Origin of the sequence: Streptomyces sp. NPDC003720, assembly GCF_042875075.1 — a bacterium.
Classification (GTDB): Bacteria; Actinomycetota; Actinomycetes; order Streptomycetales; family Streptomycetaceae; genus Streptomyces.
On sequence record NZ_JBIANZ010000005.1, the window covers coordinates 232,687 to 255,873 of the forward strand.

Consider the following 23,187-nt stretch of genomic DNA (forward strand, 5'->3'; position numbering starts at 1 on the left):
CGATGATGTGCGCACCTGAGCGGATCTGTTGACACCTGTGAGGTCTCGATGGTGGACATCGCCGAGAACGGACGCACCTGGCTCCTGTCGGGGCCCACCAGCAGCTATGCCCTGCACCTGACCGAGGCGCACGAGCTGATCCACCTCCACTGGGGGCCCCGCATCACGCTCCCCGACGCCGAGGCCCTGGCCCTGAGCCCGCTGCCCGGCTACCGGCCCTTCGAGTCCCCGCTCGACGGCCGCGAGGAGTACCCCGTCGAGGGCGGCCCCCGCTTCGTCCGCCCCGCGCTCAGCGTCCGCACCGGCGAGCGGCGCGGCACCGAATGGCGCTTCGTGTCGTACGAGTGCGAGCGGGACGAGGCGGGAGACGGCGCGGAGCTGCGGCTGCGCTTCGACGACGACGGACTGGCGGTCACCCTGCACTACCGGATGCGCGGCGACGTGGTGGAGCGCCGGGTCACCCTCGACAACGGCGGGCAGACGCGGGTGGAACTGCTGCGCGCCGACGCCGCCGCCTGGACCCTGCCCGACCGCGACGGCTGGCGGCTGTCCCAGCTCCACGGCCGCTGGGCCGCCGAGTCCCTGCTCACCCGCGCTCCGCTCACCCACGGCGAGAAGGTCATCGGCAGCCGCCGCGGCCACACCGGCCACCAGCACCTGCCCTGGGTCGCCCTCGACACCGACGCCACCGAGGAACGCGGGGAGGTCTACGGCTGCGCGCTCGGCTGGTCCGGCTCCTGGCGGATCGCCGTCGCCCAACTCCCCGACGCACGCGTGCAGATCACCGGCGGGGCCGGCCACGACGACTCCGGCCTGCTGCTCCTGGAACCGGGGGAGTCGTACACCACCCCCGTCTTCGCGGGCCTGTGGAGCGACGGCGGATTCGGCGGGGCCAGCCGGACCTGGCACGCCTACCAGCGCGCACACGTGATCCCGGACGCCGACCGGGACCGGCCGGTGCTGTTCAACTCCTGGGAGGCGACGTTCTTCGACATCTCCGAGGAGCAGCAGGCCGCGCTCGCCCGGCGGGCGGCCGGCATCGGCGTCGAACTGTTCGTCGTCGACGACGGCTGGTTCGGCGCCCGCACCAGCGACCGGGCCGGACTCGGCGACTGGACCCCCAACCCCGACCGGTTCCCGCACGGCCTCAAGCCCCTGGCCGACCAGGTGCACGGCCTCGGCATGCGGTTCGGCGTCTGGGTCGAGCCCGAGATGGTCAACCCGGACAGCGACCTGTACCGCGCCCACCCCGACTGGGTGCAGCACCAGCGGGGCCGCAGGCGGACGGAACTGCGCAACCAGCTCGTCCTCAACCTCGCCCGCGAGGACGTCCAGGAGTACCTGTGGGAGCGTCTGGACGCCCTGCTGTCCGGCGCGCCGATCGACTACGTGAAGTGGGACTTCAACCGCTGCTTCACCGACGCCGGCTGGCCGGGCGAGCCGTATCCGCAGCGTCTGTGGGTCGACCACGTCCGCGCGCTGTACGCCCTGCTGGACCGGCTGCGCGCCGCCCACCCCCACGTCGCCTTCGAGTCCTGCTCGGGCGGCGGCGGCCGGATCGACCTCGGTGTGCTGAGCCGCACCGACCAGGTGTGGACCTCCGACAACACCGACCCGCTGGACCGGCTCGCCATCCAGCACGGCTTCAGTCAGATCCATCCCGCGCGCGTGATGGCCGCCTGGGTCACCGACAGCCCGAACAACCAGCTCAACGGCAGGACCAGCTCCCTGCGCTTCCGTTTCGTCAGCGCCATGGCGGGCGTCCTCGGGATAGGCGGCGACCTCACCGCGTGGTCCGAGGAGGAGCTGGCCGAGGCCCGGGAGTGGGTGGCCCTCTACAAGGAGATCAGGCCGCTCGTCCAGCGCGGCGAGCTGTACCGGCTGCGGCCCCCGACGGGCGGCCTGAGCGCCGTCCAGTACGTGCTCGGGGACGAGACGGTGGTCCTGGCGTGCCTCCAGGCGCAGAGCTACGGGGAGCCGGTGCCGCGCGTACGGCTGCGCGGACTCGACCCCACGGCATCGTACGAATGCTGCGAAACGGGCGAAGTGCACCGCGGTGCGGTGCTGCTGCACCATGGACTGCCGACCGGACTGCGCGGTGACCTGGATGCGGTAGTAGTCCGACTGCGCCGCATATGATTCCTCTGCCCGAATTGACGCCTTCGTCGCAACTCGGCCCGGAGTAATGGCCGCTGGGGAGCGGTGCGTGAGGAGCGTCATAACCGTGACCGTCCGCTGTTCGTCATGTTCACCTAATTCCTGGACGGAAACCGGGAATTCGATCGGCGGAGCGGACGGGAATTCACGCACGGTGACCGCGAATTTCCCTTTTGGATCTTCTGGGGCGTGAACGCCGGGAATCGGCCGCTTGTTTCCGCGCGTCCCGCTCGCTTACGTTCGCCACCAATCCGGACGGAACGCCGAATCCTGCCGCCGCCCGGAGTCCCGCACACATGACCCGTGCACGGCAGGAGCGGGGGACCCACCAGGTACGACTCGCCTGTCCCGGTCTCCGCGACAGGCTCGGGGTGAAGCCGCGCACCGCGCGGCCGGGCAGCTCCAGCCCGAACCCGACAGCTCACCCCGCAGGCGCCGGAGAGGAATGCGTCATGCCCGCGAAGGGTAAGCACCGCCGTCCCAAGTCTCGGCGTTTCACCCGCTCCATCGCCGCCGCCGGAACCGGCGGCGCCGCACTGGCCCTGCCCCTGCTGGGCGCCACCGGAGCGCACGCCGCCACCGCTCAGTCCACCCCCGGAAAGACCGTGCAGTCCGCCGGGAAGACGGCGGCCGGAAAGGCCGCGGCGGCCACCCAGCAGGCCCCCGGCGTGCACACCTACACGGTGAAGCCCGGCGACTGCCTGGCCGGGATCGCCGGCGAGCAGCATGTGAGCGGTGGCTGGCACCGGCTCTACGCCGACAACCGGCAGGCCGTCGGCGAGAACCCGGCGCTGATCCACCCCGGTCTGAAGCTGTCGCTCGGCAAGAAGGCCGCCGCCCCGACCCGCACCGAGGCCCCCGCCCCCGCGCGGTCCGCGCAGCCTTCGGGCGCCCGGGCCGAGTCCCCGGCGATGACCGCCCCGGCCGCCCCCGTCCTCCAGGCGTCTCCGGTGGCCCAGGTCACCAAGGCCGCCGAAGCCGCCCCCGCCACCGGCTACACCCTCCCGGTCGCCGTCCCCACCGTCGGCACCGCCTACCACGTCGCCGGCAGCATGTGGTCCAGCGGCTACCACACCGGCGTCGACTTCGTCGTCCCCACCGGCACCTCCCTCAAGGCCGTCGGCGCGGGCACCGTCGTCTCCGCCGGCTGGGGCGGCGCGTACGGCAACCAGGTCGTCATCAAGCTGAACGACGGCTACTACGCCCAGTACGCCCACCTCTCCCAGCTCTCGGTGTCGGCCGGCCAGACGGTGACCCCGGGCCGGCAGATCGGCCTGTCCGGCGCCACCGGCAACGTGACCGGCCCGCACCTGCACTTCGAGATCCGCACCACGCCGGACTACGGCTCGGACGTGGACCCCGTCGGCTACCTCCGCTCGCACGGCGTCGCCCTCTGAGCCACCCGCGCTCAGCGACACGCTCCCGGCGGCCACCTGCCGGACAGCCTCCGAAGGCCGGACCCCCGATCCCCGGGTCCGGCCTTCGGTACGTCCGGACCGGCCCCGTACCCGCCGTATTCCTGGGTTGGCAAACTCTTTAAGGGTGTCTCATCTCACCGATCGTCAACCCCTGCCTACGGTCGCGTAGGTCACATCCGAAGGTGAATCATGGTCCGACGTGGCAGACGATTCGAAGAGTGACAACAGTGCAGTGATCGGGTCGTACGTAGCGGTGGGGGACAGCTTCACCGAGGGCGTCGGCGACCCCGGGCCCGACGGGGCGTTCGTGGGCTGGGCCGACCGCTTCGCGGTCCTGCTCGCCGACCGGCGGCCCGAGGGCGACTTCCAGTACACCAACCTCGCGGTCCGCGGGAAACTGCTCGACCAGATCGTCGAGCACCAGCTCCCGAAGGCCGTCCAACTCGCCCCCGACCTCGTCTCCTTCTGCGCGGGCGGCAACGACATCATCCGGCCCGGCACCGACCCCGACGAGGTGGCCGAGCGCTTCGAGCGGGCCATCGCCGCCCTCGCGGCCGCCGCGGGCACGGTGATGGTGACGACCGGCTTCGACACCCGGGGCGTGCCGGTGCTCAAGCACCTGCGCGGCAAGATCGCCACCTACAACGGGCATGTCCGCGCCATCGCCGACCGGTACGGCTGCCCGGTGCTCGACCTGTGGTCCCTGAAGTCCGTCCAGGACCGCAGGGCCTGGGACAGCGACCGCCTGCACCTCTCGCCCGAGGGGCACACGCGCGTGGCGCTGCGCGCCGGGCAGGCCCTCGGCCTGGAGATCCCGGCCGACCCGGAGCAGGTCTGGCCGCCGCTCCCGCCCAGGGGCACCCTGGAGATCCGCCGGGACGACGTCCACTGGGCCCGCGAGTACCTGGTGCCGTGGATCGGCCGCCGGCTGCGCGGCGAGTCCTCCGGGGACCACGTCACGGCGAAGGGCGCGCTGTCGCCGGACGACATCAAGATGCGCATCGCGGCGGTCGCCTGACCCCGGCGCACGGCACGGCCGCGCCCCGTACCGCGACCCCGGCGGAACGAGGCGCGGCCGCGCGCGCCCGCCGGACCGGCCCGCGTCCCGGACCGGCGATCCCGGCGTTCCCGTACGGGCCGGCGCCGCGCTCGCGCCGGTCGACTCCGCCCGCTAGAGGCCCAGTTCCCGGACCAGGGCGTCGTTCACCCACTCCTGGGCGCGGGCGCGTGGCACCGAGCCCGGGTAGGACGTGAGCTGCACTGCGAGGCCGTCGAGCAGGGCGGTGAGCCGCAGGGCGGTGCCCGCCGGGTCGGGGCAGGTGAACTCGCCCGCCGCCACGCCCTCCACGATGACCTCGGCGATCGCCGCCTTCCACCGCTGGTCGAGGTCCCGGGTGACCGCCCGCAGGGCCGGCTCGCGCAGCGACACCGCCCAGCCCTCGATCCACAGCCGCCAGCCCTTGGCCTGGCCCGTGGGCGCGTACCAGCGCACGGCGGCGCGCAGCCGGCGCAGCGCGGAGGTCCGGCGGGCCAGCAGCGCCCGCAGACGCGCCAGATCGTCCTCGGCCGCGTAGGCGAAGGCGGCGGCGACCAGCTTCTCCTTCGTCGAGAAGTGGTACAGCACCAGCGCGTTGCTCACCCCGAGCGCCGAGGCCACGTCGGCGATCCTGACCGCCGCCACGCCCCGCGCCTCGATCTGCCCGATGGCGGCCCGCAGCATCTCCTCCCGCCGCTCGGCCACGCTCAACCGCACTCTCGCCACGCGGTCACACTAGCCCGTCGGCCGGACAGCGCCCCACGCCGCCGACGGCCGCGACCCGCCGGGGTCAGCGGTACCAGCCGTAACGCCCGGCGATCACCGGCAGCCGGTCCGACACCAGGGCGTGGGCGGCGGCGCGGGGAGTCGTCCCGTCGGCCCGCGCGCGGTCCAGCACCGTCCCGGTCAGCGCGCGCATCGAGCGGCGGATGTGGGCGAACGCCTCGTCGGCGTCCGGGCCGACGTCGCCGAACAGCGTCCACCACCACCAGGCGTTGGTGGCCGAGTTGACCACCACGTCCGGCAGCACCGTCACCCCGCGCGCGGCCAGCAGCCGCTCCGCCTCCGGCAGTACGGGCATGTTGGCGGCCTCGGCGACCCAGCGGGCGGTGATCCGCTCCTGCCCGGCGGCGTCGACCGCGTAGGAGACCGCGGCCGGCACCAGGACCTCCGCGTCCGCCGCCAGCCAGGCGTCGCCGGGCAGCTCGCGGTCGGCCGGACGCAGCGCGGAGCGGTCGAGCGTGCCGTAGGCGTCCCGTGCGGCGATCAGCGCCTCCACGTCCAGGCCGTCCGGGTTGGCGACGGTGCCCTTGACGTCGGCCACCGCCACCACCGTCAGTCCCGCGCGTGCGAGGAACCGCGCCGTGGCCCCGCCCATCGTGCCCAGCCCCTGCACGGCCACCCGGGTGCCCCGGTACGGCACCGAGTCCCGGTCCAGGGCCGCCAGCACCGACTCGGCGACCCCGCAGCCGCCCGCCAGTTCGTCCAGGCCGATGCCGTCCACCCGCACCGCGAAGGCGTCCGCGAGCCGCGCGCGGGCCGCCGGCTCGTCGTCCAGCAGCGGGAACACGGCCTGGACGGTGGAGACCAGACCCGCCTCGGCGGCGGCCCGGTCCACCAGGTCCTGGCTGAGGCCCAGGTCCTCGCCGGTGGTCCAGCAGCTCTCGATGTACGGCCGCATCGCGCGCAGGTAGCGCACGAGCAGCCCGTAGGCCGCCGGGTCCCGCGGATCGCAGTCGATGCCGCCCTTGGCGCCGCCCAGGGGGACGTAGCGGGCCGCCGGGTCGTAGTGCAGGGCCTCCTTCATCGTCATGCCGCGCGCGAGCCCGGTGACCTCCTCCAGCGTGCAGCCGGCGCGCATCCGCAGCCCGCCGCTGGCCACGCCCCGCACCAGCCGGTCGACGACCAGGAAACCCCGCCGCCCGGTGACGTGGTCGGTCCACACGAGCGACATGAGGGGGGCGGCGGTCATGGGGGCTCCCGGAGGACGGTTACTGAACAGCCGGTCAGTATCCGCAGCGGGCGGGCCGCTGTCAAAGCGCCGGGCGGGCCGCCGCGCACGCCCGGCGGGGCGGGACGGAGGAGCGGGCGGCGCCGCACTGTCGGAGGGGCCGACCATAATGGAGGACCTCAGCGACTTCAGTGGAGGTATCCGTGACCGGTTGGCGTTCCAGGAGCTCCGGGCTCAGCGCGCTGCGGCCCGAGGCCTTCGGCGCGCAGCCGCGCGGTGAGCGCCTCGCCCGGATCCGCCGTTCCCCGCACTTCGCGGACGGCGTCTTCCAGAACCCGGGCGGCACCGCCCGCACCCGGCCCTCCGGCTCCACGCTCGACCTCGCCAAGGTGTTCCTGGACAAGGACACCCGGCCCCTGCGCTCCCCGGCCGGCACCGTGCCGGTGCACGCCACCACCTACGCCGACCTCGCCCAGCCGCCCACGACAGGGCTGCGCGTGACCTGGATGGGCCACTCCAGCGTGCTCGTGGAGATCGACGGGCACCGCGTCCTGTTCGACCCCGTCTGGGGCGAGCGCTGCTCCCCGTTCCCCTTCGCCGGGCCCAGGCGGCTGCACCCGGTGCCGTTGCCGCTGGCCGCGCTCGGCCCGGTCGACGTGGTGGTCGTCTCGCACGACCACTACGACCACCTGGACATGCCCACGATCAAGGCGCTGGCAGGCACGGACACCGTGTTCGCCGTGCCGCTGGGCGTCGGCGCGCACCTGGAGCACTGGGGCGTCTCGGCGGACCGGCTGCGCGAACTCGACTGGCACGAGTCCACCCGGGTCGGCGGCCTCACTCTGACCGCCACCCCGGCCCGCCACTTCTGCGGCCGCGGTCTGCGCAACACCCAGCACACCCTGTGGGCGTCCTGGTCCGTCGCCGGCGAGGAGCACCGCGTCTACCACAGCGGTGACACCGGCTACTTCGACGGCTTCCGGGAGATCGGCGCCGCCCACGGCCCGTTCGACGTGACGATGGTCCAGCTCGGCGCGTACAGCGAGTTCTGGCCCGACATCCACATGACTCCCGAGGAAGGCCTGCGCGCCCACCTCGACCTCCAGGGCGGCGCCCCGCACGGCGTGCTGCTCCCGATCCACTGGGGCACCTTCAACCTCGCCCCCCACCCCTGGGCCGAGCCCGGCGAGTGGACCAAGGAGGCCGCCGAGGAGGCCGGCCAGGCGCTCGCCCTGCCCCGGCCCGGCGAGCCCTTCGAACCCGCCGGGAAGCTCCCCGCCGACGCCTGGTGGCGATCCGCCTCGGCGCCCGTCGCCCACCTGCGGCGCAGGCCCCAGGAACGCCCGGCGGCCGTGGAGTTCGCCCGCACCGAGGCCGACCTGGCCGGCGAGCGGTGACGCGACCACCTCTGCCACGACGAGGAAAAGGACGCGCAAGGATTCCGTAAAGCGTGGTGCGCGGTTACGATCTCGGCCTGTGAAGCGCATTCTCATGCAGGCGGGGAACGACCCGTTCAACGTGCCCACGATCGAGAGCACTTTGGTGCGCAACAGCATTCGGGGCAACGTCGGCAATCTGATGTACACCAATTCCGCTTACCGGCACATGTCCGTGCCGGGCGCGGAAATCCGGGTCGACACCACGCACTTCGCCGAACTGACCGTCGCGGACGCGGACCGCATCAACGACGAGTGCGATGTCTTCGTCCTGCCGATGGCCAATGCCTTCAAATCGAAGTTCGTTCCGCACCTGCACATCCTGGCGAACCTCATCGGCAGGCTGAAGGTGCCCGTCGTCGTCTTCGGAGTCGGCGCGCAGGCCAAACTCGACTACGACACCGCGTTCCTGAAGCCCGTCGACGAGGCCGTCAAGCGGTTCGTCGGGGCGGTGCTGGACCGTTCGGCGTCCATCGGCGTCCGGGGCGAGTTCACCCAGCGCTACCTCGGCGAACTCGGCTTCCGCGACGTCGACGTCATCGGATGCCCCTCGGTCTACTTCCGCGGCCCCGGCTTCCGGATGGGGCACCCGGGCGGACAGGAGCTGCCCGAGGGGGCCCGGATCGCGCTGTCCACCGCGCTGCGGCTCGCGAACGCCGAACTCGCCTCGGCCGTCAACGAGTCCGTCCTGGAGCAGCACCCCGGCCTCACCTACTTCGCTCAGGAGGGACGCGACCTCCAGACGCTGTACTGGGGGGACACCGCGGTCGCCGCCCGGCAGTCCGTGCCGATGCCCGACCTCAGCTCGCACCCGCTGATACGCACGGCCGACGTGTGCGTCCCGCTGGAGCCGCACAGCTGGATGGACGCCCTCAGCCGCTACGACTTCGCCCTCGGAACGCGTATCCACGGCAACATCGCCGCCCTGGTCGCCGGTACCCCGGCGTTCGTCCTCGCCCACGACTCACGGACGCTCGAGCTGTCCCGGTACCACCACATCCCGCACCGGGTCATCACCGAGCTGGACGCCGACGTCGACGTCGCGGGCCTCTACGCCGAGACCGACTACACGGCCTTCGACGCGCATTACGCCGAGGGGTTCCAGCGGCTGCTGGACTTCATGACGAGGAACGGGCTGCGGAACGCCTACGAGCACGGGGACGCCGGCGAGGAATACGACCGGAAGGTCCGGGCGGCGGATTTCCCCCAGCCGTTCCGGCGTTCAGAGGCGGAGAGCGTGGACGATCTGCTCTTCCGCATCACGCTGCTCCGGGAGCAGAACAAGGCGATCGCCCGGCAGGCCGCCAGGGCCGAGAAGAAGGCCTCCGCCCAGGCCGCCCACATCAAGAAGCTCGAGGCGGCCCTCACCGCGCAGCGCGAGTCCAGCGAGAAGCGGCTCCGGGCGCTCGAGGCCCAGGCGAAGAGGCGTCTGCCCACCACGGCGCGGCGCCTGGTCAAGCGGCTCGCGCCGAAGTGACCCAGGCCCGCCGCGGGTGACGGAAGGTGACGGAGGCTCCGCCCGGGCGCCGGCGCCGCCGCCCCGTGGGCACCCGGGCCGGGGGAGGCCGGACGGGGCGCTCCGAACGGCCGGGGGCCGGTACGCACACCAGTGCTACCGGCCCCCGCTGCTTTTTTCCGACCGCTTCTGACCAGGGTGGATCGAGTGCGCGCGGATCTGTCGCCGGAGTCCCACACGGATATCGGTCTGTCGTGCGACGCCTCATACCAGAGCGGGACGCTGCCCGGGGGACTTTGGCAACTGCCCACCGCACGTGATGCGCAGGCAACTACTGTGAGTGTCCGTCGCACGACGCAGGGCCTGGGGCGAACCAGGCCGACGGACCAGTACGAGGACGCAGATGTCTCATCTCCGTGCACCGGCCGCCCGTGCCGACCGCCGTGAGGGCGGCCGCCACGGGAGGCCGGTCGCCCGACCCGCTCCCGCACTGCCCGAGACGCACATACGGCCCCAGCTCATGCGGCTCGCCGTGCTTCCGCCCGTAGCCGTCGCCCTCAGCGCCACCGCGGCCGTCCTGTTCAGCGTGCGCTCCACCGGCACGCGCCCCGGCCCCACCCTGTGGGCCGTGCTCGCCGGAGCGGTCGCGGTGACCGTCGCGGGCGTCCTCATCGCCGCCGTGGCCGCCGACCGCGCCGCCCGCTCGGTCGCCGACCGGGTCCAGGCACTGCGCCGGGGCGCCGCCCGTGGCGAGGCCGAACTGCACGCCCTCGTCGAGGCGTTGCGGCAGGGCGAGACCCCGGCCGGGCGAGGGCCGGGCCGCCGGCCGCCCGCGGACGCCGACGACTTCGACCTCCTCGCCGCCGACCTGGCCCGGGCGCACGACGGCGCCGTCACCGCCGTCGTGCAGGCCGCCCAGCTCTCCAGCCAGGCGGGCAGCGAGCAGAAGCTCGAGGTCTTCGTCAACCTGGCCCGCCGGCTCCAGTCCCTGGTGCACCGGGAGATCTCGATCCTCGACGACCTCGAGAACGAGATCGAGGACCCCGACCTGCTCAAGGGCCTGTTCCACGTCGACCACCTCGCCACCCGGATCCGGCGGCACGCCGAGAACCTCGCCGTGCTCGGCGGCGCCGTCTCCCGGCGGCAGTGGAGCAACCCGGTGGACATGACCGAGGTGCTGCGCTCCGCCATCGCCGAGGTCGAGCAGTACTCCCGGGTCAGACTGGTCCCGCCCGTCGACGGCGAACTGCGCGGGCACGCCGTGGCCGACGTCATCCACCTGCTCGCCGAACTCGTGGAGAACGCGACCGTCTTCTCCGCCCCGCACACCCAGGTGCTGCTCCGCGCCAGCCTCGTCACCTCCGGACTCGCCGTGGAGGTCGAGGACCGCGGGCTCGGCATGCCCGTCGGCGAGCAGGACAGGATGAACGCCCTGCTCGCCGACCCCGACCAGGTCAACGTGGCCAGCCTGCTGGCCGACGGCCGCATCGGCCTCTACGTCGTCTCCCAGCTCGCCCGGAGGCACGGCATCTCGGTGCGCCTGCAGACCAACATCTACGGCGGTGTGCAGGCCGTACTCGTGGTGCCCCAGGCGCTGCTGGGCACGGCGCCGGCCGTACCGGCCGCCGCCGGCACGGCGATGTCCCGGCAGGAGGGCCCGGCGGCGCACGGCCCGTCGCCGGCGCCGTCGGGCCAGACCCCGTACGCCGTGCCGTCCCACGCAGGCGGTTCCGGGGTGCCGGACGCCGGGCGGACCGAGGTCGGCACGGGCGGCGCTGGTTCCGCCGCGGCGCTGCCGGCCCCCGCCGACGGCAGGCGGCGGCACGCGCAGAACGGGTCCCGGCGCGACGGCGAGATGCCGGTCCCGGCCGGGCGGAACAGCGGTACGCGCACGCAGGGGACGGGCGACGCCACCGCTCCGAGCGGAACGGGACGGAGCGGACCGGCGCCGGGCGAGGCGGCACCGGCCCCGCTGCCCGTGCGGTCCGCGCGCGAGAAGCGGGCCAACCCCGCCGAGGCCGCCCCGGGCATCGGGGCCGAGCACCGGCCGGCGGTCGAGTCCCACGCCGGCGTCCTGCCCGTCCCGCGCGGCGGCACGGCCGTACGCGGCACCATGGGCAAGCCCCGGCTGCCGCGCCGGCGCGCCCAGGAGCACATCGTCCCGCAGTTGCGCGGCGGCCCGGTCCCGCGTCAGGACGGCGACACCGTCGCGGGCCACGACCCCGGGCTGATGGCCGCCTTCCAGCGCGGCATAGGACTGGCCGAGGCGGCCGGTGCGCAGGAGCACCCGGAGCCGGAACCGCGGCCCGCCGCGCGGCAGCACGCGTACGCGCCCGCCGCCGACGACGGCCGCGCCGACGGGAGCACGCCGGCCGGATGACCCCCCGCTGCGGACCCACCGGCCCCGTCCACCCCGCCCCCAGCACCCCCACATCCAGCGCTCCCGCTGGTCTTCGTACCCCAAGGAGTCGATCCACCATGGCGAGCGATGCGCCGACCGCCCAGGCATCCGACCTCGACTGGCTGCTGAGCGGCCTCGTGCAGCGCGTACCGCACACCTCCAGCGCGGTGCTCCTGTCCTGCGACGGACTGGTGAAGTCCGTGCACGGCCTCGATCCCGACAGCGCCGACCACATGGCGGCCCTGGCCTCCGGCCTGTACTCCCTCGGCCGCAGCGCGGGAATCCGGTTCGGCGACGGCGGCGACGTCCGTCAGGTCGTCGTCGAACTCGACTCGACGCTGCTGTTCGTCACCACGGCCGGCTCCGGCACCTGCCTCGCGGTGCTGGCCGGCCGCGAGGCCGACGCCGCCGTGCTGGGGTACGAGATGGCGATGCTGGTCAAGAGCGTGCGTCCCTACCTGGTGACCGCGCCCCGTCAGTACACCGCCGAATCCACGGCGACGAGGCCTTGAGGGTGGCCGCAGCCGGCGACGGGCCGTGGCTCGACGACGCCGCCGGACGGCTGGTGCGCCCGTTCACGGTCAGCAACGGCCGCACCGAACCCAGCATCGCCCTCGACCTGATGTCGCAGGTGATGTCCACCGGCGTCACCCCGCTCGGCTACCTCGGCCCCGAGCACGCCCAGGCGCTCGAGGTGTGCCGCGCGCCCGTGCCGGTGGCGGAGGTCGCCGCGCACCTGAGACTGCCCGCGGTGGTCACCAAGGTGCTGCTGTCCGACCTCGTCGACTGCGGGGCGCTGACCACCAAGCCCCCCGCCTTCCACCACACACCCACTGACCGGTCTCTGCTGGAGGCAGTGCTCGATGGACTACGACGACAGCTCTGACCCGTTCCCCACCGCGCTCAAGATCCTGGTGGCGGGCGGGTTCGGGGTCGGCAAGACGACCTTCGTGGGAGCGGTCAGCGAGATCGCCCCGCTCAGCACCGAGGAGCTGCTCACCACCGTCGGCGCCGCCACCGACAACCTCGACGGCATCGAGAACAAGGTCGAGACGACGGTCGCCATGGACTTCGGCCGGATCACCCTCGACCCGCGGCACGTGCTGTACCTGTTCGGCACGCCGGGGCAGGAGCGGTTCTGGTTCATGTGGGACGAGCTGTCGGAAGGGGCGCTCGGCGCGGTCATCCTCGCCGACACCCGCCGCCTGCAGGAGTGCTTCGCGGCGGTGGACTTCTTCGAGGAGCGCGGCCTCGCGTTCATCGTCGCCGTCAACGAGTTCGACGGCGGCTACCGCTACGACCCGGAAGAGGTGCGCGCCGCCCTCGACCTCGATCCCGGCATCCCCGTCGTCCCCTGCGACGCCCGCATCTCCAGCTCCGGCGTGCAGACCCTGCTCACCCTCGTACGCCACCTCATCGCCCACGCACCGGCGCCCGCGCCGAGCCACGGCGCCCACATGTGATCCAGCCACCCCGCCAACGGAGCCGCCCCATGAGGTACGTCCACAGCGCCGGAGTCCGGTCATGAGCTACGAGCCGCCCCGGCCGGTCCGGGGTCTGCTGCTCACGCCCGAGGACAAGGAGGCCCCGGCCCGCGCCTCCAGACTCCGCGGGCTCGGCCTGGGGGAGCGGCCCGAACCCGCCCTCGACGCCTTCGCGGACCATCTCGCCCGGCTCACCGGCGCGCCGTACGCCATGGTCAACTTCGTCGGCGAGGACCGCCAGTTCTTCGCCGGCCTGCGCACCCCGGCGACCGCGCCCGTGGTCCGGGCGGACGGCAGCAGGCCCGAGGTCGGCCGCGTCCTGCCGCGCGACCACGGCTTCTGCCCCCATGTGGTGGTCCGGCGCAAGGCCCTGGTCCTGGAGGACGTCCGCGACTACCCGCGCTTCGCGGGCAACCCCGTGGTCGACGAGTACGGCATCCGCTCCTACCTCGGCGCCCCGCTCCTCGACAGCTCCGGCATGGCCCTCGGCACCGTGTGCGCCGCCGACGTGGGCCCGCGGGTCTGGGGCCGGAGCGGCCTGGAGACGATCAAGTCGCTCGCCGCGGAACTCGCCGCGCACATGGAGGGATCGGCCCGGGACGGGCTGCCGCTCTGAGCGCGGACCCCGCCGGACCGGGCGCGCGGCGCGGACCGCGCGCGGGGGCGTGAAGGAAAGCTGAGGCGGCGGTTAAGAAAAGATCGATGGACCCCGGCGCGCGCGTAGGGCAGATTGCGGGGTGATTCCACCCCTCTGACCCGGTGCGGGCCTCTTCGGCATGCCCGCGCGGCCGGGCCTCACCCACAGGAGCCGTAGCGTTGAAGGCGCTGGTCAAGGAGAAGGCGGAGCCCGGGCTCTGGCTGACGGACGTCCCGGAGCCCGCCATCGGACCCGGTGACGTGCTGATCAAGGTCATGCGGACCGGTATCTGCGGCACCGACCTGCACATCCGGGCCTGGGACGGCTGGGCGCAGCAGGCGATCAGCACGCCGCTCGTGCTGGGTCACGAGTTCGTCGGGCAGGTCGTGGAGACCGGCCGGGACGTCAGCGACATCCGGGTCGGCGACCGGGTCAGCGGCGAGGGCCACCTGGTGTGCGGCAAGTGCCGCAACTGCCTCGCCGGGCGCCGCCACCTGTGCCGCGCCACCGTCGGCCTCGGCGTCGGCCGGGACGGCGCGTTCGCCGAGTACGTCGCGCTGCCGGCGTCCAACGTCTGGGTGCACCGCGTCCCCGTGGACCTCGACGTCGCCGCGATCTTCGACCCGTTCGGCAACGCCGTGCACACCGCGCTGTCGTTCCCGCTGGTCGGCGAGGACGTCCTGATCACCGGAGCCGGCCCGATCGGCCTGATGGCCGCCGCGGTGGCCCGGCACGCCGGCGCCCGCAACGTCGTCATCACCGACGTCAGCGAGGAGCGCCTGGAGCTGGCCCGCAAGATCGGCGTGAGCCTCGCCCTGAACGTCGCCGGCACCACCATCGCGGACGGGCAGCGGGAGCTCGGGCTGCGGGAGGGCTTCGACATCGGCCTGGAGATGTCCGGCCGCCCCGAGGCCATGCGGGACATGATCGCCAACATGACGCACGGCGGCCGGATCGCCATGCTCGGCCTGCCCGCCGAGGAGTTCCCCGTCGACTGGGCCCGCGTCGTCACCTCGATGATCACCATCAAGGGCATCTACGGCCGCGAGATGTTCGAGACCTGGTACGCGATGTCCGTCCTGCTGGAGGGCGGCCTCGACCTCGCCCCCGTGATCACCGGCCGCTACGGCTACCGCGACTTCGAGGCCGCCTTCGCCGACGCCGCCGGCGGCACCGGCGGCAAGGTCATCCTCGACTGGACCGCGTAGAACCCCTCTCCCGCAAGCACCTTCAGGAGCTTTCCCATGTTCGACTCCGTGCGCGACGACCTGCGCGCCACCCTCGACGAGATCCGCGCCGCCGGTCTGCACAAGCCGGAGCGGGTCATCGACACCCCGCAGTCCGCGACCGTCAACGTCAGCGCCGGCGGCCGCCCCGGCGAGGTCCTCAACTTCTGCGCCAACAACTACCTCGGCCTCGCCGACCACCCCGAGGTGGTCGCCGCCGCCCACGAGGCGCTCGACCGCTGGGGCTACGGCATGGCCTCGGTCCGCTTCATCTGCGGCACCCAGGAGGTGCACAAGCAGCTGGAGGCCCGCCTCTCGGCCTTCCTCGGCCAGGAGGACACGATCCTGTACTCCTCCTGCTTCGACGCCAACGGCGGTGTCTTCGAGACCCTGCTGGGCGAGCAGGACGCGGTGATCTCCGACGCCCTCAACCACGCCTCCATCATCGACGGCATCCGCCTGAGCAAGGCCAAGCGGTTCCGCTACGCCAACCGCGACCTGGCCGACCTGGAGACGCAGCTCAAGGCCGCCGGCGACGCCCGGCGCAAGCTGATCGTCACCGACGGCGTCTTCTCCATGGACGGCTACCTCGCGCCCCTCGCGGAGATCTGCGACCTCGCCGACCGCTACGACGCGATGGTCATGGTCGACGACTCGCACGCCGTCGGCTTCGTCGGCCCCTCCGGCCGCGGCACCCCCGAGCTGCACGGCGTCATGGACCGCGTGGACATCATCACCGGCACCCTCGGCAAGGCGCTCGGCGGCGCGTCCGGCGGCTATGTCGCGGCCCGCGCCGAGATCGTCGCCCTGCTGCGCCAGCGCTCGCGTCCGTACCTGTTCTCCAACACCCTGGCCCCGGTGATCGCCGCCGCCTCCCTGAAGGTCCTCGACCTGCTGGAGTCCGCCGACGACCTGCGCGTCCGGCTCGCCGAGAACACCACCCTCTTCAGGCGCCGGATGACCGAGGAGGGCTTCGACGTCCTCCCCGGCGACCACGCCATCGCGCCCGTCATGATCGGCGACGCCGCCGAGGCCGCCCGGATGGCCGAACTCCTGCTGGAGCGGGGGGTGTACGTGATCGGCTTCTCCTACCCGGTCGTGCCGCAGGGCCAGGCCCGCATCCGCGTCCAGCTGTCCGCCGGGCACTCCACCGAGGACGTGAACCGGGCGGTCGACGCGTTCGTCGCGGCCCGCGCCGAGCTGGCTGCCTGACCAGCGCGGACATGGGGCGATAATGGACCCCATGATCGAAGCGCGGCGGCTCCACATCCTCCGTGCGGTGGCCGACCACCGCACGGTGACGGCGGCGGCCGCCGCGCTGTACCTCACCCCCTCAGCCGTCTCCCAGCAGCTGACCGCGCTGGAGCAGGAGACCGGCCACCGGCTGGTGGAGCGGGGCGCCAAGGGCGTACGGCTCACCCCGGCCGGCGAGATCCTGCTCAGCCACACCAACGCCGTCCTCGCCCAGCTCGAGCGGGCCGAGGCGGAACTGGCCGCGTACGGCTCGGGCGAGGCCGGCACGGTCACCGTGGCCGCCTTCGCCACCGGCATCGCCGAGGTGGTGGCGCCCGCCGTGGCCCGGCTGGCCTGCTCGGCGCCCGGCATAAGGATCCGGGTCCAGGACGCCGAGGGCGACGCCAGCCTGCCGATGGTGCTGGACCGGCAGGTGGACGTGGCCGTCGCCGTGGAGTACCGGGGCGCCCCGGCCGCCGACGACCCCCGGCTGACCCACATGGCGCTGTACGCCGAGCCCTTCGACGCCGTCGTCCCCGTCGGCCACCGACTCGCCGACGCCGACGAGGTCCCCCTCGCCGAACTGGCCAAGGACCCGTGGATCGGCCCGTACCCCGGCAACCCCTGCCACGACGTGGTCGTCCTGGCCTGCGAGAGCGCCGGATTCCTGCCCCGGCTGGAGCACTCCTCGGACGACTTCCGCGCCGTGGTCGCCCTCGCCTCGGCCGACGCGGGAGTGGCCCTCGTGCCCCGCTCCGCGCTGCGCGGCATGGACCTCGCGGGTGTCGTCGTCCGCCCGGTGGACGGGGTGGCCCCCACCCGCCGCGTCTTCGCCGCGGTCCGCCGGGGCGCCGAGGAGCATCCGCTGATCCGCCCGGTGCTGGACGCCCTGGGGCGGGCGGCGGGCGTGAGCCTTCCGTAACGCGCCCGTCTCATATCCGGGATAGCGTCCCGGATATGAGAACCCAAGCGCCGGACCCCATGGACGCCCGGATCGGCTCCCGGCTGGCCGAACTCCGCGCCGGGCACGGCTGGTCCCTGGGCGAGCTGGCCGAACGCAGCGGGGTGAGCAGGTCCACCCTGTCCCGCGCCGAACGCGCCGAGATCAGCGCCACCGCCTCCCTGCTCAACCGCCTCTGCCACGTCTACGGACGCACCATGTCCCAGCTGCTCAGCGAGGTCGAGGCGGAGCCGGCCCCGCTGGTCCGGGCGGCCGACCAGCAGGTCTGGCAGGACCCGGCGGCCGGCTTCGTACGGCGGTCCGTCTCCCCGCCGCACGCCGGCCTGCGCGGGGAACTGGTCGAGGGCACCCTGGCCCCGGGCGCGGACATCGCCTACGACCGCCCGCCGGTGCCGGGCCTCGAACAGCACCTGTGGGTCCTCGACGGCGCGCTGGAGGTGACCGTCGAGGGCGATGTGCACACCCTCGGCACCGGGGACTGCCTGCGGATGCGGGTCTTCGGCCCGACGCGGTTCCGCTGCCCCGGACCCGGCGCCGCGCGGTACGCGCTCGCGGTGGTGCGGCCATGACGGTGCTGCGCTGGAACGGCGCCCAGGTGCGCGAGCGATGCCAGGAGCTGGCCGGCCTGCTGGCCGACACCGTGGCCGGGGGAGCGTCCGTCGGGTTCCTCGCCCCGCTCGGGCCGGCCGAGGCGGCCGGCTGGTGGCGGGAGCGGGCCGAGGCGGTGGCGGCCGGACGGCTGGCGGTGTGGGTGGCCGTGGACGGCGCCGACCGGGTGGCGGGCACCGTCGGCCTGGCCCTGCCCGACAAGCCCAACAGCCGCCACCGCGCCGAACTCGTCAAGCTGATGGTGCACCGCTCGGCGCGCGGACAGGGCCTCGGCCGCAGGCTTCTCGCCACCGCCGAGCAGGCGGCCGTCTCCGCCGGCATCACCCTGCTGCACCTCGACACCGAGACCGGCAGCCCCGCCGAGCACCTGTACCGCTCGGCCGGCTGGACCCGGGCCGGCGCCATCCCCGACTACGCGGCGAGCCCGTCCGGCGAACTGCGCCCGACCACCCTCTACTACAAGCGGGTCGGGCCGGCCGCCCGATGACTGTCAGTGGCGGGGGCTAGCGTTCCTGACATGCCGGACGCAGAAGACGTACGACGGATCGCCCTGTCCCTGCCGGACACCACGGAGAAGACCGCCTGGAACATGCCCACCTTCCGGGTGGCCGGGAAGATGTTCGCGACCCTCCCCGAGGACGAGACGTCCATCGCCGTGCGCTGCCCCAAGGAGGAGCGCGACGAACTGGTGCTGGCCGAACCTGAGAAGTTCTGGATCGCCGGCCACGAGGCCCAGTTCGCCTGGGTGCGGGCGAGACTCGCGGCGCTGGACGACGAGGCGGAGCTGCGCGACATCCTCGCCGACTCCTGGCGCCAGGCCGCCCCGCCCCGACTCCTCGACGCCCACCCCGGGTTGGGCGCGTCCGGCGCCCCCTGAGACGGGCACCCGAAAACGGCTCGGCGGGCACCGCGGCGGCGTGGCATGATCCCGCGCGGCGCACGAGGCGGGGCGGCGGGGGACCACCGGGAGGGGAGTACGCGGGATGACCGGTACGCGGGCACGGCACGACGACGTCGCGAGCACGGGACGGACGGGGCGGGGACGCCGGTCCGGCGCCGAGGGACCCGCCGTCTGGTCGCGGGACTTCGCGCTGTTCTTCGTGGCCCGGGCCGTCGCCCGGCTCGGCGACACCATGCTGCCCGTCGCTCTCGCCGCCGGCCTGCTGCGCCAGGGGTACGGCGCCGGCGCGGTCGGTCTCGCCATGGCCTCCGCGTCCGCCGCCTTCGCGGGGCTCGTCGTCTTCGGCGGGGTGATGGCCGACCGGTTCAGCACCCGGCGGCTGATGATCGGCGCCGACCTGGTCCGGCTCGTCACCCAGTCCCTCGCCGCCGTCCTGTTCTTCTCCGGGCACGTGGTCCTGTGGCAGATCTGCGCCATCGGGATCGTGGGCGGGGTGGCCGCGGCCGTCTTCCAGCCGGGTGTGGCCAGCACCGTGCCCCGCCTCGCCCCCGACGTCCAGGGGGCGAACGGCGCGATCCGCGTCGCCGAGTCGGTGGCCCAGCTCGCCGGACCGGCCGCCGCCGGCCTCCTGGTCGGCTTCGCCTCGCCCGGCGGCGTCTTCGTCGCGCACGCCGCCACCTACGCCGTCAGCGCCCTGTGCCTCCTGCTGCTGCGGCTGCCCCCGCTGCCTGGGGGCGCCCGCGCCGCCGGGCCCGGCCCGCGCGCCTTCGTGGCCGATCTGGCCGAGGGCTGGCGGGAGTTCCGGTCCCGCACCTGGCTGTGGGGCGTGATCGTCATCTGGGGCGTGTACATGATCGCCACCTGGGGTCCGACCGTCCCGCTGGTGGCCGCCGAGGTCGTGCAGGGGCACGGCCCGCGCGCCTACGGTCTGATCAACTCGGCCCTCGGCGCGGGCACCGTCGCCGGCGGCCTGCTGGCCCTCCGGCTGCGGCCGCGTCGCATGCTGCGCGCCGGGTCGCTCGCCCTGTTCGCCTTCTTCGGCTTCCCGGCCGCCGTCGGCGCCGGCCTCGGCGTGCCGGCCATGGCGGTGGGCGCGGCGGTGGCCGGGGCCGGGCTGTCCTTCTGGGGCGTGATGTGGGCGACCACCGTGCAGACCCAGGTGCCAGGCGACGTCCTCAACCGCATCCACGCCTACGACGTGGCCGGCTCCCTCGCGATGATGCCCGTCGGCCAGGCTCTCGCGGGGCCGGCGGCCGCCGCCCTGGGCGCCGGCCGGGTCCTGCTGGTCGCGGCCGGGGTGAGCCTGCTGGTGGCCGCGGCGCTGCTCGCCGTCCCGGCGATACGCGGCCTCACCCGGGCCGAGGCCGGGACCCCGCACTGAGCCGCCCCGACGGTCGCCCCGCGGCCCCTTCCGACGGGGGCGCCGCCCGCGGCCGCCGGTAATGGATGCGCGACCACCGACCCGAGTGCGGTATTGTTTCCCTGCGCGTTTCGACCGGGGAAACCCCAGGTCAAACGGCACCGGGACGTGGCGCAGCTTGGTAGCGCACTTGACTGGGGGTCAAGGGGTCGCAGGTTCAAATCCTGTCGTCCCGACCAGCTTCTCGTGTTGGTCGGAGGCCGTCTTCTCAGGGATGAGGGGACGGCCGTTGCCGTGTCCGGGGCTCTTCCGCCCGCGGCTCGCCCGCACCGGCCCCTTCACCGGCGTCCCCCTCGGCCGTCCCGGTCTCCCCGTCGACCGCCGCGTGCCCGTCGGCGCTCCGGCCCTCCCCACCGCCCGGCGACACGTCTCCGTCGGACTTCCCGGCGTCCATGCCGGGCGTCGCGGCCGGCCCCCGGGTCAGCAGGGGATGGTGGTCGCCGGCGGTGATCTTGGAGACCATCTCGGCCAGTTGTACGCAGGCCTGTTCGATCTCCCGCTGGGACTGGGCGCGCTCGCCGAGGAACGCGGCGAGCAGCAGCGCGGTCAGGGCGGCGGAACCGTTGAACGCCTGCAGAGTGATCATGTTGCTGACCAGGTCGTGCCCGGCGAACGGACCCGTTCTCCGCGCCGCCGCGATGATCGCGAAGGTCGACACGACCAGCGCGCAGGGGGCGGCCCCGGTCAGCTGGAAGCGGAAGGCCGCCCAGAACAGCAGCGGGAAGGCGAGGAACAGCAGCGGCGTGGGACTGGCCTCCAGGAACCCGACGGCGATCGCGGCCCCCGCCAGCAGCAGCCCCTCCCCCCACCGGGCCGGCTGACCGATCCTCGGCCGGCGCGCCCTGCGCAGGACCAGCAGGACCGGCGTGACCACCAGGACGCCCGTCGCGTCGCCGGTCCACCACACCATCCAGGTCGGCCAGAACCGGTCGGGGCTCACCGCACCGGAGAGCACCAGGGCCGCGCTGCCCGTCGTCGAGCTGACCAGCATCCCGGTGAACGCCCCCAGGAAGATCAGCACCAGCGCGTCCCGCAGCCGGTCCAGCTCCTCGCGGAAGCCCGTGCGGCGCAGCAGCGCGTAGGAGCACAGCGGAGCGAGGGTGTTCCCGGCCATGATGGCCAGCACGGCCGGGACCGACGGTCCCAGCGTGATGTTGACCAGGAACGCGCCGAGCGTGATGCCGGGCCAGACCCGCGGGCCGCGCATCAGCAGCGCAGCCACCGCGATCCCGCTCGGCGGCCACACGGGGGTGACCTGGCCGCGCACCAGTTGCTGGAGCAGGCCGAGCCGGGCCGAGCCGTAGTAGAGCGCGGCGAGGACACAGATCTCCAGGGCGGCCGTGCCACCGCGCCGGAGCCGTTCCCGCCACGCCACAGTCATCGGGCGACCTCCGCTCACCATCGCCTCGAAGCCATCATCCGTCCGATCCGCGCGATCCGCCCGGCAGCCCGGTGAGCGGCGGAGCCGCTGGTCAGGAGGGCGGGGTGCGCAGCGCGAGGATGGCCATGTCGTCGTGGCCGTCGCTGGGGTGGTGGTCCGCCAGCGCCTGGACGAACTCCGGCAGCGGCAACGCGCTGTGCGCGGCGGCGAGGTCGGCCAGGTCGCGCAGGCTCTCGTCGATGGCACGGTCGGGATGCTCGACGAGGCCGTCCGTGAAGAAGACCACCGTGGCGGCCGGAGGCAGCAGACGGGAGTGCTCGGGGCGGGGCTGCCCGGTGTCCACGCCGAGCGGCAGCCCGGGCTCGGAGAACAGCAGTTCCGCCCGGTGCTCCGGGGCGATCAGCAGCGGCGGGACGTGGCCGGCGGTGCTCCAGCGCAGCCGCCAGCCGGTGCCCTCCGGTTCGATGCGGGCCAGCGTGGTGGTCGTGACCGGGTTGTCGGTGATCGCCTCCAGGGTCCGGTCGAGCTGGTTGAGGACCGCCCCGGGCGGATTGCGGTGGTCGAACAGCAGGGCGCGCAGCATGTTGCGGGTGGAGGCCATGGCGGCCGCCGCGTGCAGGTCGTGCCCGACCACGTCGCCGATGACCACGGCCACGACGCCGTCCGGCAGCTGGACGGCGTCGTACCAGTCCCCGCCGAGCTGACTGGGCTCCGCGGCGGGCCGGTAGATGGCGGCGGCCGTGAAGGGCCGCAGATCGGGGAGGGAGGGCAGCAGCAGCCGCTGGAACTGCTCGGCGTTGATGCGGATCCGTTCGAAGAGGCGGACGTTCTCGATCGCGATGCCGGCGGCGCTGGCCAGGGCGACGACGACGTTCTCGTCGTGCTTGTCGAAGGGCCGCCCGTCGAGCCGCTCGGAGAGGTACAGGTCGCCGTAGATCTCGCCGCGGACGCTGATGGCGACGCCCAGCAGCGTCCGCATGGGCGGGTGGCCGGACGGGAAGCCGACCGAGGACGGGTGGGCGGGGATGTCGTCCACCCGCAGCGGCTCGGGGTAGCGGATCAGATGGCCGAGCACGCCCAGGCCGCGCGGCAGGCCGGAGTCCCGCAGAGCGCGGCGCTCCGGCTCGGACAGACCCTCGGTGATGAACTGCTCCAGGCCCTCACCGGACCTGTTGAGGACGCCCAGGGCCCCGTAGCGGACGCCGACCAGCTCCATGGCGGTGGTCACGATGCGGTGCAGCACGGCGGGCAGTTCCACCTCGCGGCTGATGGCCACCACCGCGTCCAGCAGGCCCTGCAGCCGGTCCATGGTGGACAGCAGCCCGCGCAGCTGCTCGTCGATCCGGCCCAGCTCCGACCGCAGGCGCGAGTGCAGGTCGGGCAGGGTCGGATGCCTCGGGTGCCGGCTCTCCCGGTTCCCGGCCATCACGCGCGCCCGGTCGTCCGGTGTCCCGTCCCGGCGCGCGCCCGGCGGTCACGG

21 protein-coding genes, 1 tRNA gene and 1 riboswitch are annotated in these 23,187 nt (G+C 73.7%); of the genes, 18 read left to right on the top strand and 4 right to left on the bottom strand.

Going from position 1 to position 23,187, the window contains the following annotated elements:
* Positions 1-48 precede the first annotated feature (48 nt).
* The 3 genes from ACFYU0_RS15620 to ACFYU0_RS15630 all read left to right on the top strand — a co-directional run bounded on the left by ACFYU0_RS15620 (position 49) and on the right by ACFYU0_RS15630 (position 4,593).
* A complete protein-coding gene (locus ACFYU0_RS15620) occupies positions 49-2,139 on the top strand; it encodes an alpha-galactosidase (protein WP_389301266.1) in 2,091 nt (696 codons plus the stop codon).
* A gap of 269 nt (positions 2,140-2,408) precedes the next feature.
* A riboswitch (cyclic di-AMP (ydaO/yuaA leader) is annotated at positions 2,409-2,605 on the top strand.
* Positions 2,606-2,609: 4 nt separating this feature from the next.
* A complete protein-coding gene (locus ACFYU0_RS15625; RefSeq protein ID WP_389301269.1) occupies positions 2,610-3,554 on the top strand; it encodes a peptidoglycan DD-metalloendopeptidase family protein in 945 nt (314 codons plus the stop codon).
* Positions 3,555-3,807: 253 nt separating this feature from the next.
* Entirely contained in the window at positions 3,808-4,593 is a 786-nt protein-coding gene (locus tag ACFYU0_RS15630) for an SGNH/GDSL hydrolase family protein (RefSeq protein WP_351668416.1), read from the top strand.
* A gap of 153 nt (positions 4,594-4,746) precedes the next feature.
* Here ACFYU0_RS15630 and ACFYU0_RS15635 read toward each other — a convergent pair whose 3' ends face one another.
* Positions 4,747-5,337 carry a TetR/AcrR family transcriptional regulator gene (locus tag ACFYU0_RS15635; RefSeq protein ID WP_351668319.1) on the bottom strand — a complete coding sequence of 197 codons (591 nt, stop codon included), beginning with the start codon at positions 5,335-5,337 and terminating at the stop codon, positions 4,747-4,749.
* A gap of 64 nt (positions 5,338-5,401) precedes the next feature.
* On the bottom strand, positions 5,402-6,583 hold the full coding sequence (locus ACFYU0_RS15640) for a Glu/Leu/Phe/Val dehydrogenase dimerization domain-containing protein (protein WP_389301271.1): 1,182 nt from the start codon (positions 6,581-6,583) through the stop codon (positions 5,402-5,404).
* A 182-nt stretch (positions 6,584-6,765) separates the two neighbouring features.
* On the opposite strand from ACFYU0_RS15640, the gene ACFYU0_RS15645 reads away from it, so the two are divergent.
* The 15 genes from ACFYU0_RS15645 to ACFYU0_RS15715 all read left to right on the top strand — a co-directional run bounded on the left by ACFYU0_RS15645 (position 6,766) and on the right by ACFYU0_RS15715 (position 20,505).
* Complete coding sequence (locus ACFYU0_RS15645) at positions 6,766-7,959, top strand: MBL fold metallo-hydrolase (protein WP_351668323.1); 1,194 nt, start codon at positions 6,766-6,768, stop codon at positions 7,957-7,959.
* Positions 7,960-8,038: 79 nt separating this feature from the next.
* Complete coding sequence (locus ACFYU0_RS15650; protein ID WP_389301273.1) at positions 8,039-9,475, top strand: polysaccharide pyruvyl transferase family protein; 1,437 nt, start codon at positions 8,039-8,041, stop codon at positions 9,473-9,475.
* A gap of 382 nt (positions 9,476-9,857) precedes the next feature.
* Positions 9,858-11,834 carry a sensor histidine kinase gene (locus ACFYU0_RS15655; protein WP_389301276.1) on the top strand — a complete coding sequence of 659 codons (1,977 nt, stop codon included), beginning with the start codon at positions 9,858-9,860 and terminating at the stop codon, positions 11,832-11,834.
* Positions 11,835-11,932: 98 nt separating this feature from the next.
* Positions 11,933-12,367, top strand: a complete 435-nt coding sequence (locus ACFYU0_RS15660; RefSeq protein ID WP_351668329.1) for a roadblock/LC7 domain-containing protein — start codon at positions 11,933-11,935, stop codon at positions 12,365-12,367.
* Between the two features lie 2 nt (positions 12,368-12,369).
* Positions 12,370-12,741 carry a DUF742 domain-containing protein gene (locus ACFYU0_RS15665; protein ID WP_351668331.1) on the top strand — a complete coding sequence of 124 codons (372 nt, stop codon included), beginning with the start codon at positions 12,370-12,372 and terminating at the stop codon, positions 12,739-12,741.
* Complete coding sequence (locus ACFYU0_RS15670) at positions 12,719-13,318, top strand: ATP/GTP-binding protein (RefSeq protein WP_351668333.1); 600 nt, start codon at positions 12,719-12,721, stop codon at positions 13,316-13,318. Before ACFYU0_RS15665 ends, ACFYU0_RS15670 begins: the two co-directional genes overlap by 23 nt.
* Positions 13,319-13,379: 61 nt before the next feature.
* Positions 13,380-13,955, top strand: coding sequence for a GAF domain-containing protein (locus ACFYU0_RS15675; RefSeq protein WP_389301280.1), 576 nt, complete (start codon positions 13,380-13,382; stop codon positions 13,953-13,955).
* A gap of 200 nt (positions 13,956-14,155) precedes the next feature.
* The gene (tdh, locus tag ACFYU0_RS15680; protein WP_389301283.1) at positions 14,156-15,184 is read left to right on the top strand and encodes an L-threonine 3-dehydrogenase; all 1,029 of its coding nucleotides are present in this window, start codon (positions 14,156-14,158) and stop codon (positions 15,182-15,184) included.
* 36 nt (positions 15,185-15,220) lie between these two features.
* The gene (locus ACFYU0_RS15685; protein ID WP_389301286.1) at positions 15,221-16,414 is read left to right on the top strand and encodes a glycine C-acetyltransferase; all 1,194 of its coding nucleotides are present in this window, start codon (positions 15,221-15,223) and stop codon (positions 16,412-16,414) included.
* A gap of 31 nt (positions 16,415-16,445) precedes the next feature.
* Positions 16,446-17,357, top strand: coding sequence for a LysR family transcriptional regulator (locus tag ACFYU0_RS15690; RefSeq protein WP_351668341.1), 912 nt, complete (start codon positions 16,446-16,448; stop codon positions 17,355-17,357).
* Positions 17,358-17,392: 35 nt separating this feature from the next.
* Positions 17,393-17,965 (top strand): helix-turn-helix domain-containing protein, encoded by a 573-nt coding sequence (locus ACFYU0_RS15695; protein WP_389301289.1) that lies wholly within the window; start codon positions 17,393-17,395, stop codon positions 17,963-17,965.
* Entirely contained in the window at positions 17,962-18,492 is a 531-nt protein-coding gene (locus ACFYU0_RS15700) for a GNAT family N-acetyltransferase (RefSeq protein ID WP_389301292.1), read from the top strand. Before ACFYU0_RS15695 ends, ACFYU0_RS15700 begins: the two co-directional genes overlap by 4 nt.
* Positions 18,493-18,522: 30 nt before the next feature.
* Complete coding sequence (locus ACFYU0_RS15705; protein WP_351668347.1) at positions 18,523-18,882, top strand: MmcQ/YjbR family DNA-binding protein; 360 nt, start codon at positions 18,523-18,525, stop codon at positions 18,880-18,882.
* Between the two features lie 106 nt (positions 18,883-18,988).
* The gene (locus tag ACFYU0_RS15710) at positions 18,989-20,287 is read left to right on the top strand and encodes an MFS transporter (protein ID WP_389301295.1); all 1,299 of its coding nucleotides are present in this window, start codon (positions 18,989-18,991) and stop codon (positions 20,285-20,287) included.
* A gap of 141 nt (positions 20,288-20,428) precedes the next feature.
* Positions 20,429-20,505 (top strand) — tRNA-Pro (locus ACFYU0_RS15715).
* Positions 20,506-20,534: 29 nt separating this feature from the next.
* Here the strand turns inward: ACFYU0_RS15715 and ACFYU0_RS15720 are convergent.
* Together ACFYU0_RS15720 and ACFYU0_RS15725 are read right to left on the bottom strand one after the other, a co-directional pair.
* The gene (locus ACFYU0_RS15720) at positions 20,535-21,707 is read right to left on the bottom strand and encodes an MASE1 domain-containing protein (RefSeq protein ID WP_389301298.1); all 1,173 of its coding nucleotides are present in this window, start codon (positions 21,705-21,707) and stop codon (positions 20,535-20,537) included.
* A 91-nt stretch (positions 21,708-21,798) separates the two neighbouring features.
* The gene (locus tag ACFYU0_RS15725) at positions 21,799-23,133 is read right to left on the bottom strand and encodes a GAF domain-containing SpoIIE family protein phosphatase (protein WP_351668353.1); all 1,335 of its coding nucleotides are present in this window, start codon (positions 23,131-23,133) and stop codon (positions 21,799-21,801) included.
* Positions 23,134-23,187: the final 54 nt, after the last annotated feature.

Excerpts from the sequence above, each read along its gene's own strand:
- ACFYU0_RS15670 (WP_351668333.1), top strand. The coding sequence starts at position 12,719 with ATGGACTACGACGACAGCTCTGACCCGTTCCCCACCGCGCTCAAGATC.
- ACFYU0_RS15695 (WP_389301289.1), top strand. The coding sequence starts at position 17,393 with ATGAGAACCCAAGCGCCGGACCCCATGGACGCCCGGATCGGCTCCCGG.
- ACFYU0_RS15675 (WP_389301280.1), top strand. The coding sequence starts at position 13,380 with ATGAGCTACGAGCCGCCCCGGCCGGTCCGGGGTCTGCTGCTCACGCCC.
- ACFYU0_RS15625 (WP_389301269.1), top strand. The coding sequence starts at position 2,610 with ATGCCCGCGAAGGGTAAGCACCGCCGTCCCAAGTCTCGGCGTTTCACC.
- ACFYU0_RS15710 (WP_389301295.1), top strand. The coding sequence starts at position 18,989 with ATGACCGGTACGCGGGCACGGCACGACGACGTCGCGAGCACGGGACGG.
- ACFYU0_RS15660 (WP_351668329.1), top strand. The coding sequence starts at position 11,933 with ATGGCGAGCGATGCGCCGACCGCCCAGGCATCCGACCTCGACTGGCTG.
- ACFYU0_RS15655 (WP_389301276.1), top strand. The coding sequence starts at position 9,858 with ATGTCTCATCTCCGTGCACCGGCCGCCCGTGCCGACCGCCGTGAGGGC.
- ACFYU0_RS15640 (WP_389301271.1), bottom strand. The coding sequence starts at position 6,583 with ATGACCGCCGCCCCCCTCATGTCGCTCGTGTGGACCGACCACGTCACC.
- ACFYU0_RS15620 (WP_389301266.1), top strand. The coding sequence starts at position 49 with ATGGTGGACATCGCCGAGAACGGACGCACCTGGCTCCTGTCGGGGCCC.
- ACFYU0_RS15725 (WP_351668353.1), bottom strand. The coding sequence starts at position 23,133 with ATGGCCGGGAACCGGGAGAGCCGGCACCCGAGGCATCCGACCCTGCCC.
- ACFYU0_RS15705 (WP_351668347.1), top strand. The coding sequence starts at position 18,523 with ATGCCGGACGCAGAAGACGTACGACGGATCGCCCTGTCCCTGCCGGAC.
- ACFYU0_RS15685 (WP_389301286.1), top strand. The coding sequence starts at position 15,221 with ATGTTCGACTCCGTGCGCGACGACCTGCGCGCCACCCTCGACGAGATC.
- ACFYU0_RS15690 (WP_351668341.1), top strand. The coding sequence starts at position 16,446 with ATGATCGAAGCGCGGCGGCTCCACATCCTCCGTGCGGTGGCCGACCAC.
- ACFYU0_RS15720 (WP_389301298.1), bottom strand. The coding sequence starts at position 21,707 with ATGACTGTGGCGTGGCGGGAACGGCTCCGGCGCGGTGGCACGGCCGCC.
- ACFYU0_RS15700 (WP_389301292.1), top strand. The coding sequence starts at position 17,962 with ATGACGGTGCTGCGCTGGAACGGCGCCCAGGTGCGCGAGCGATGCCAG.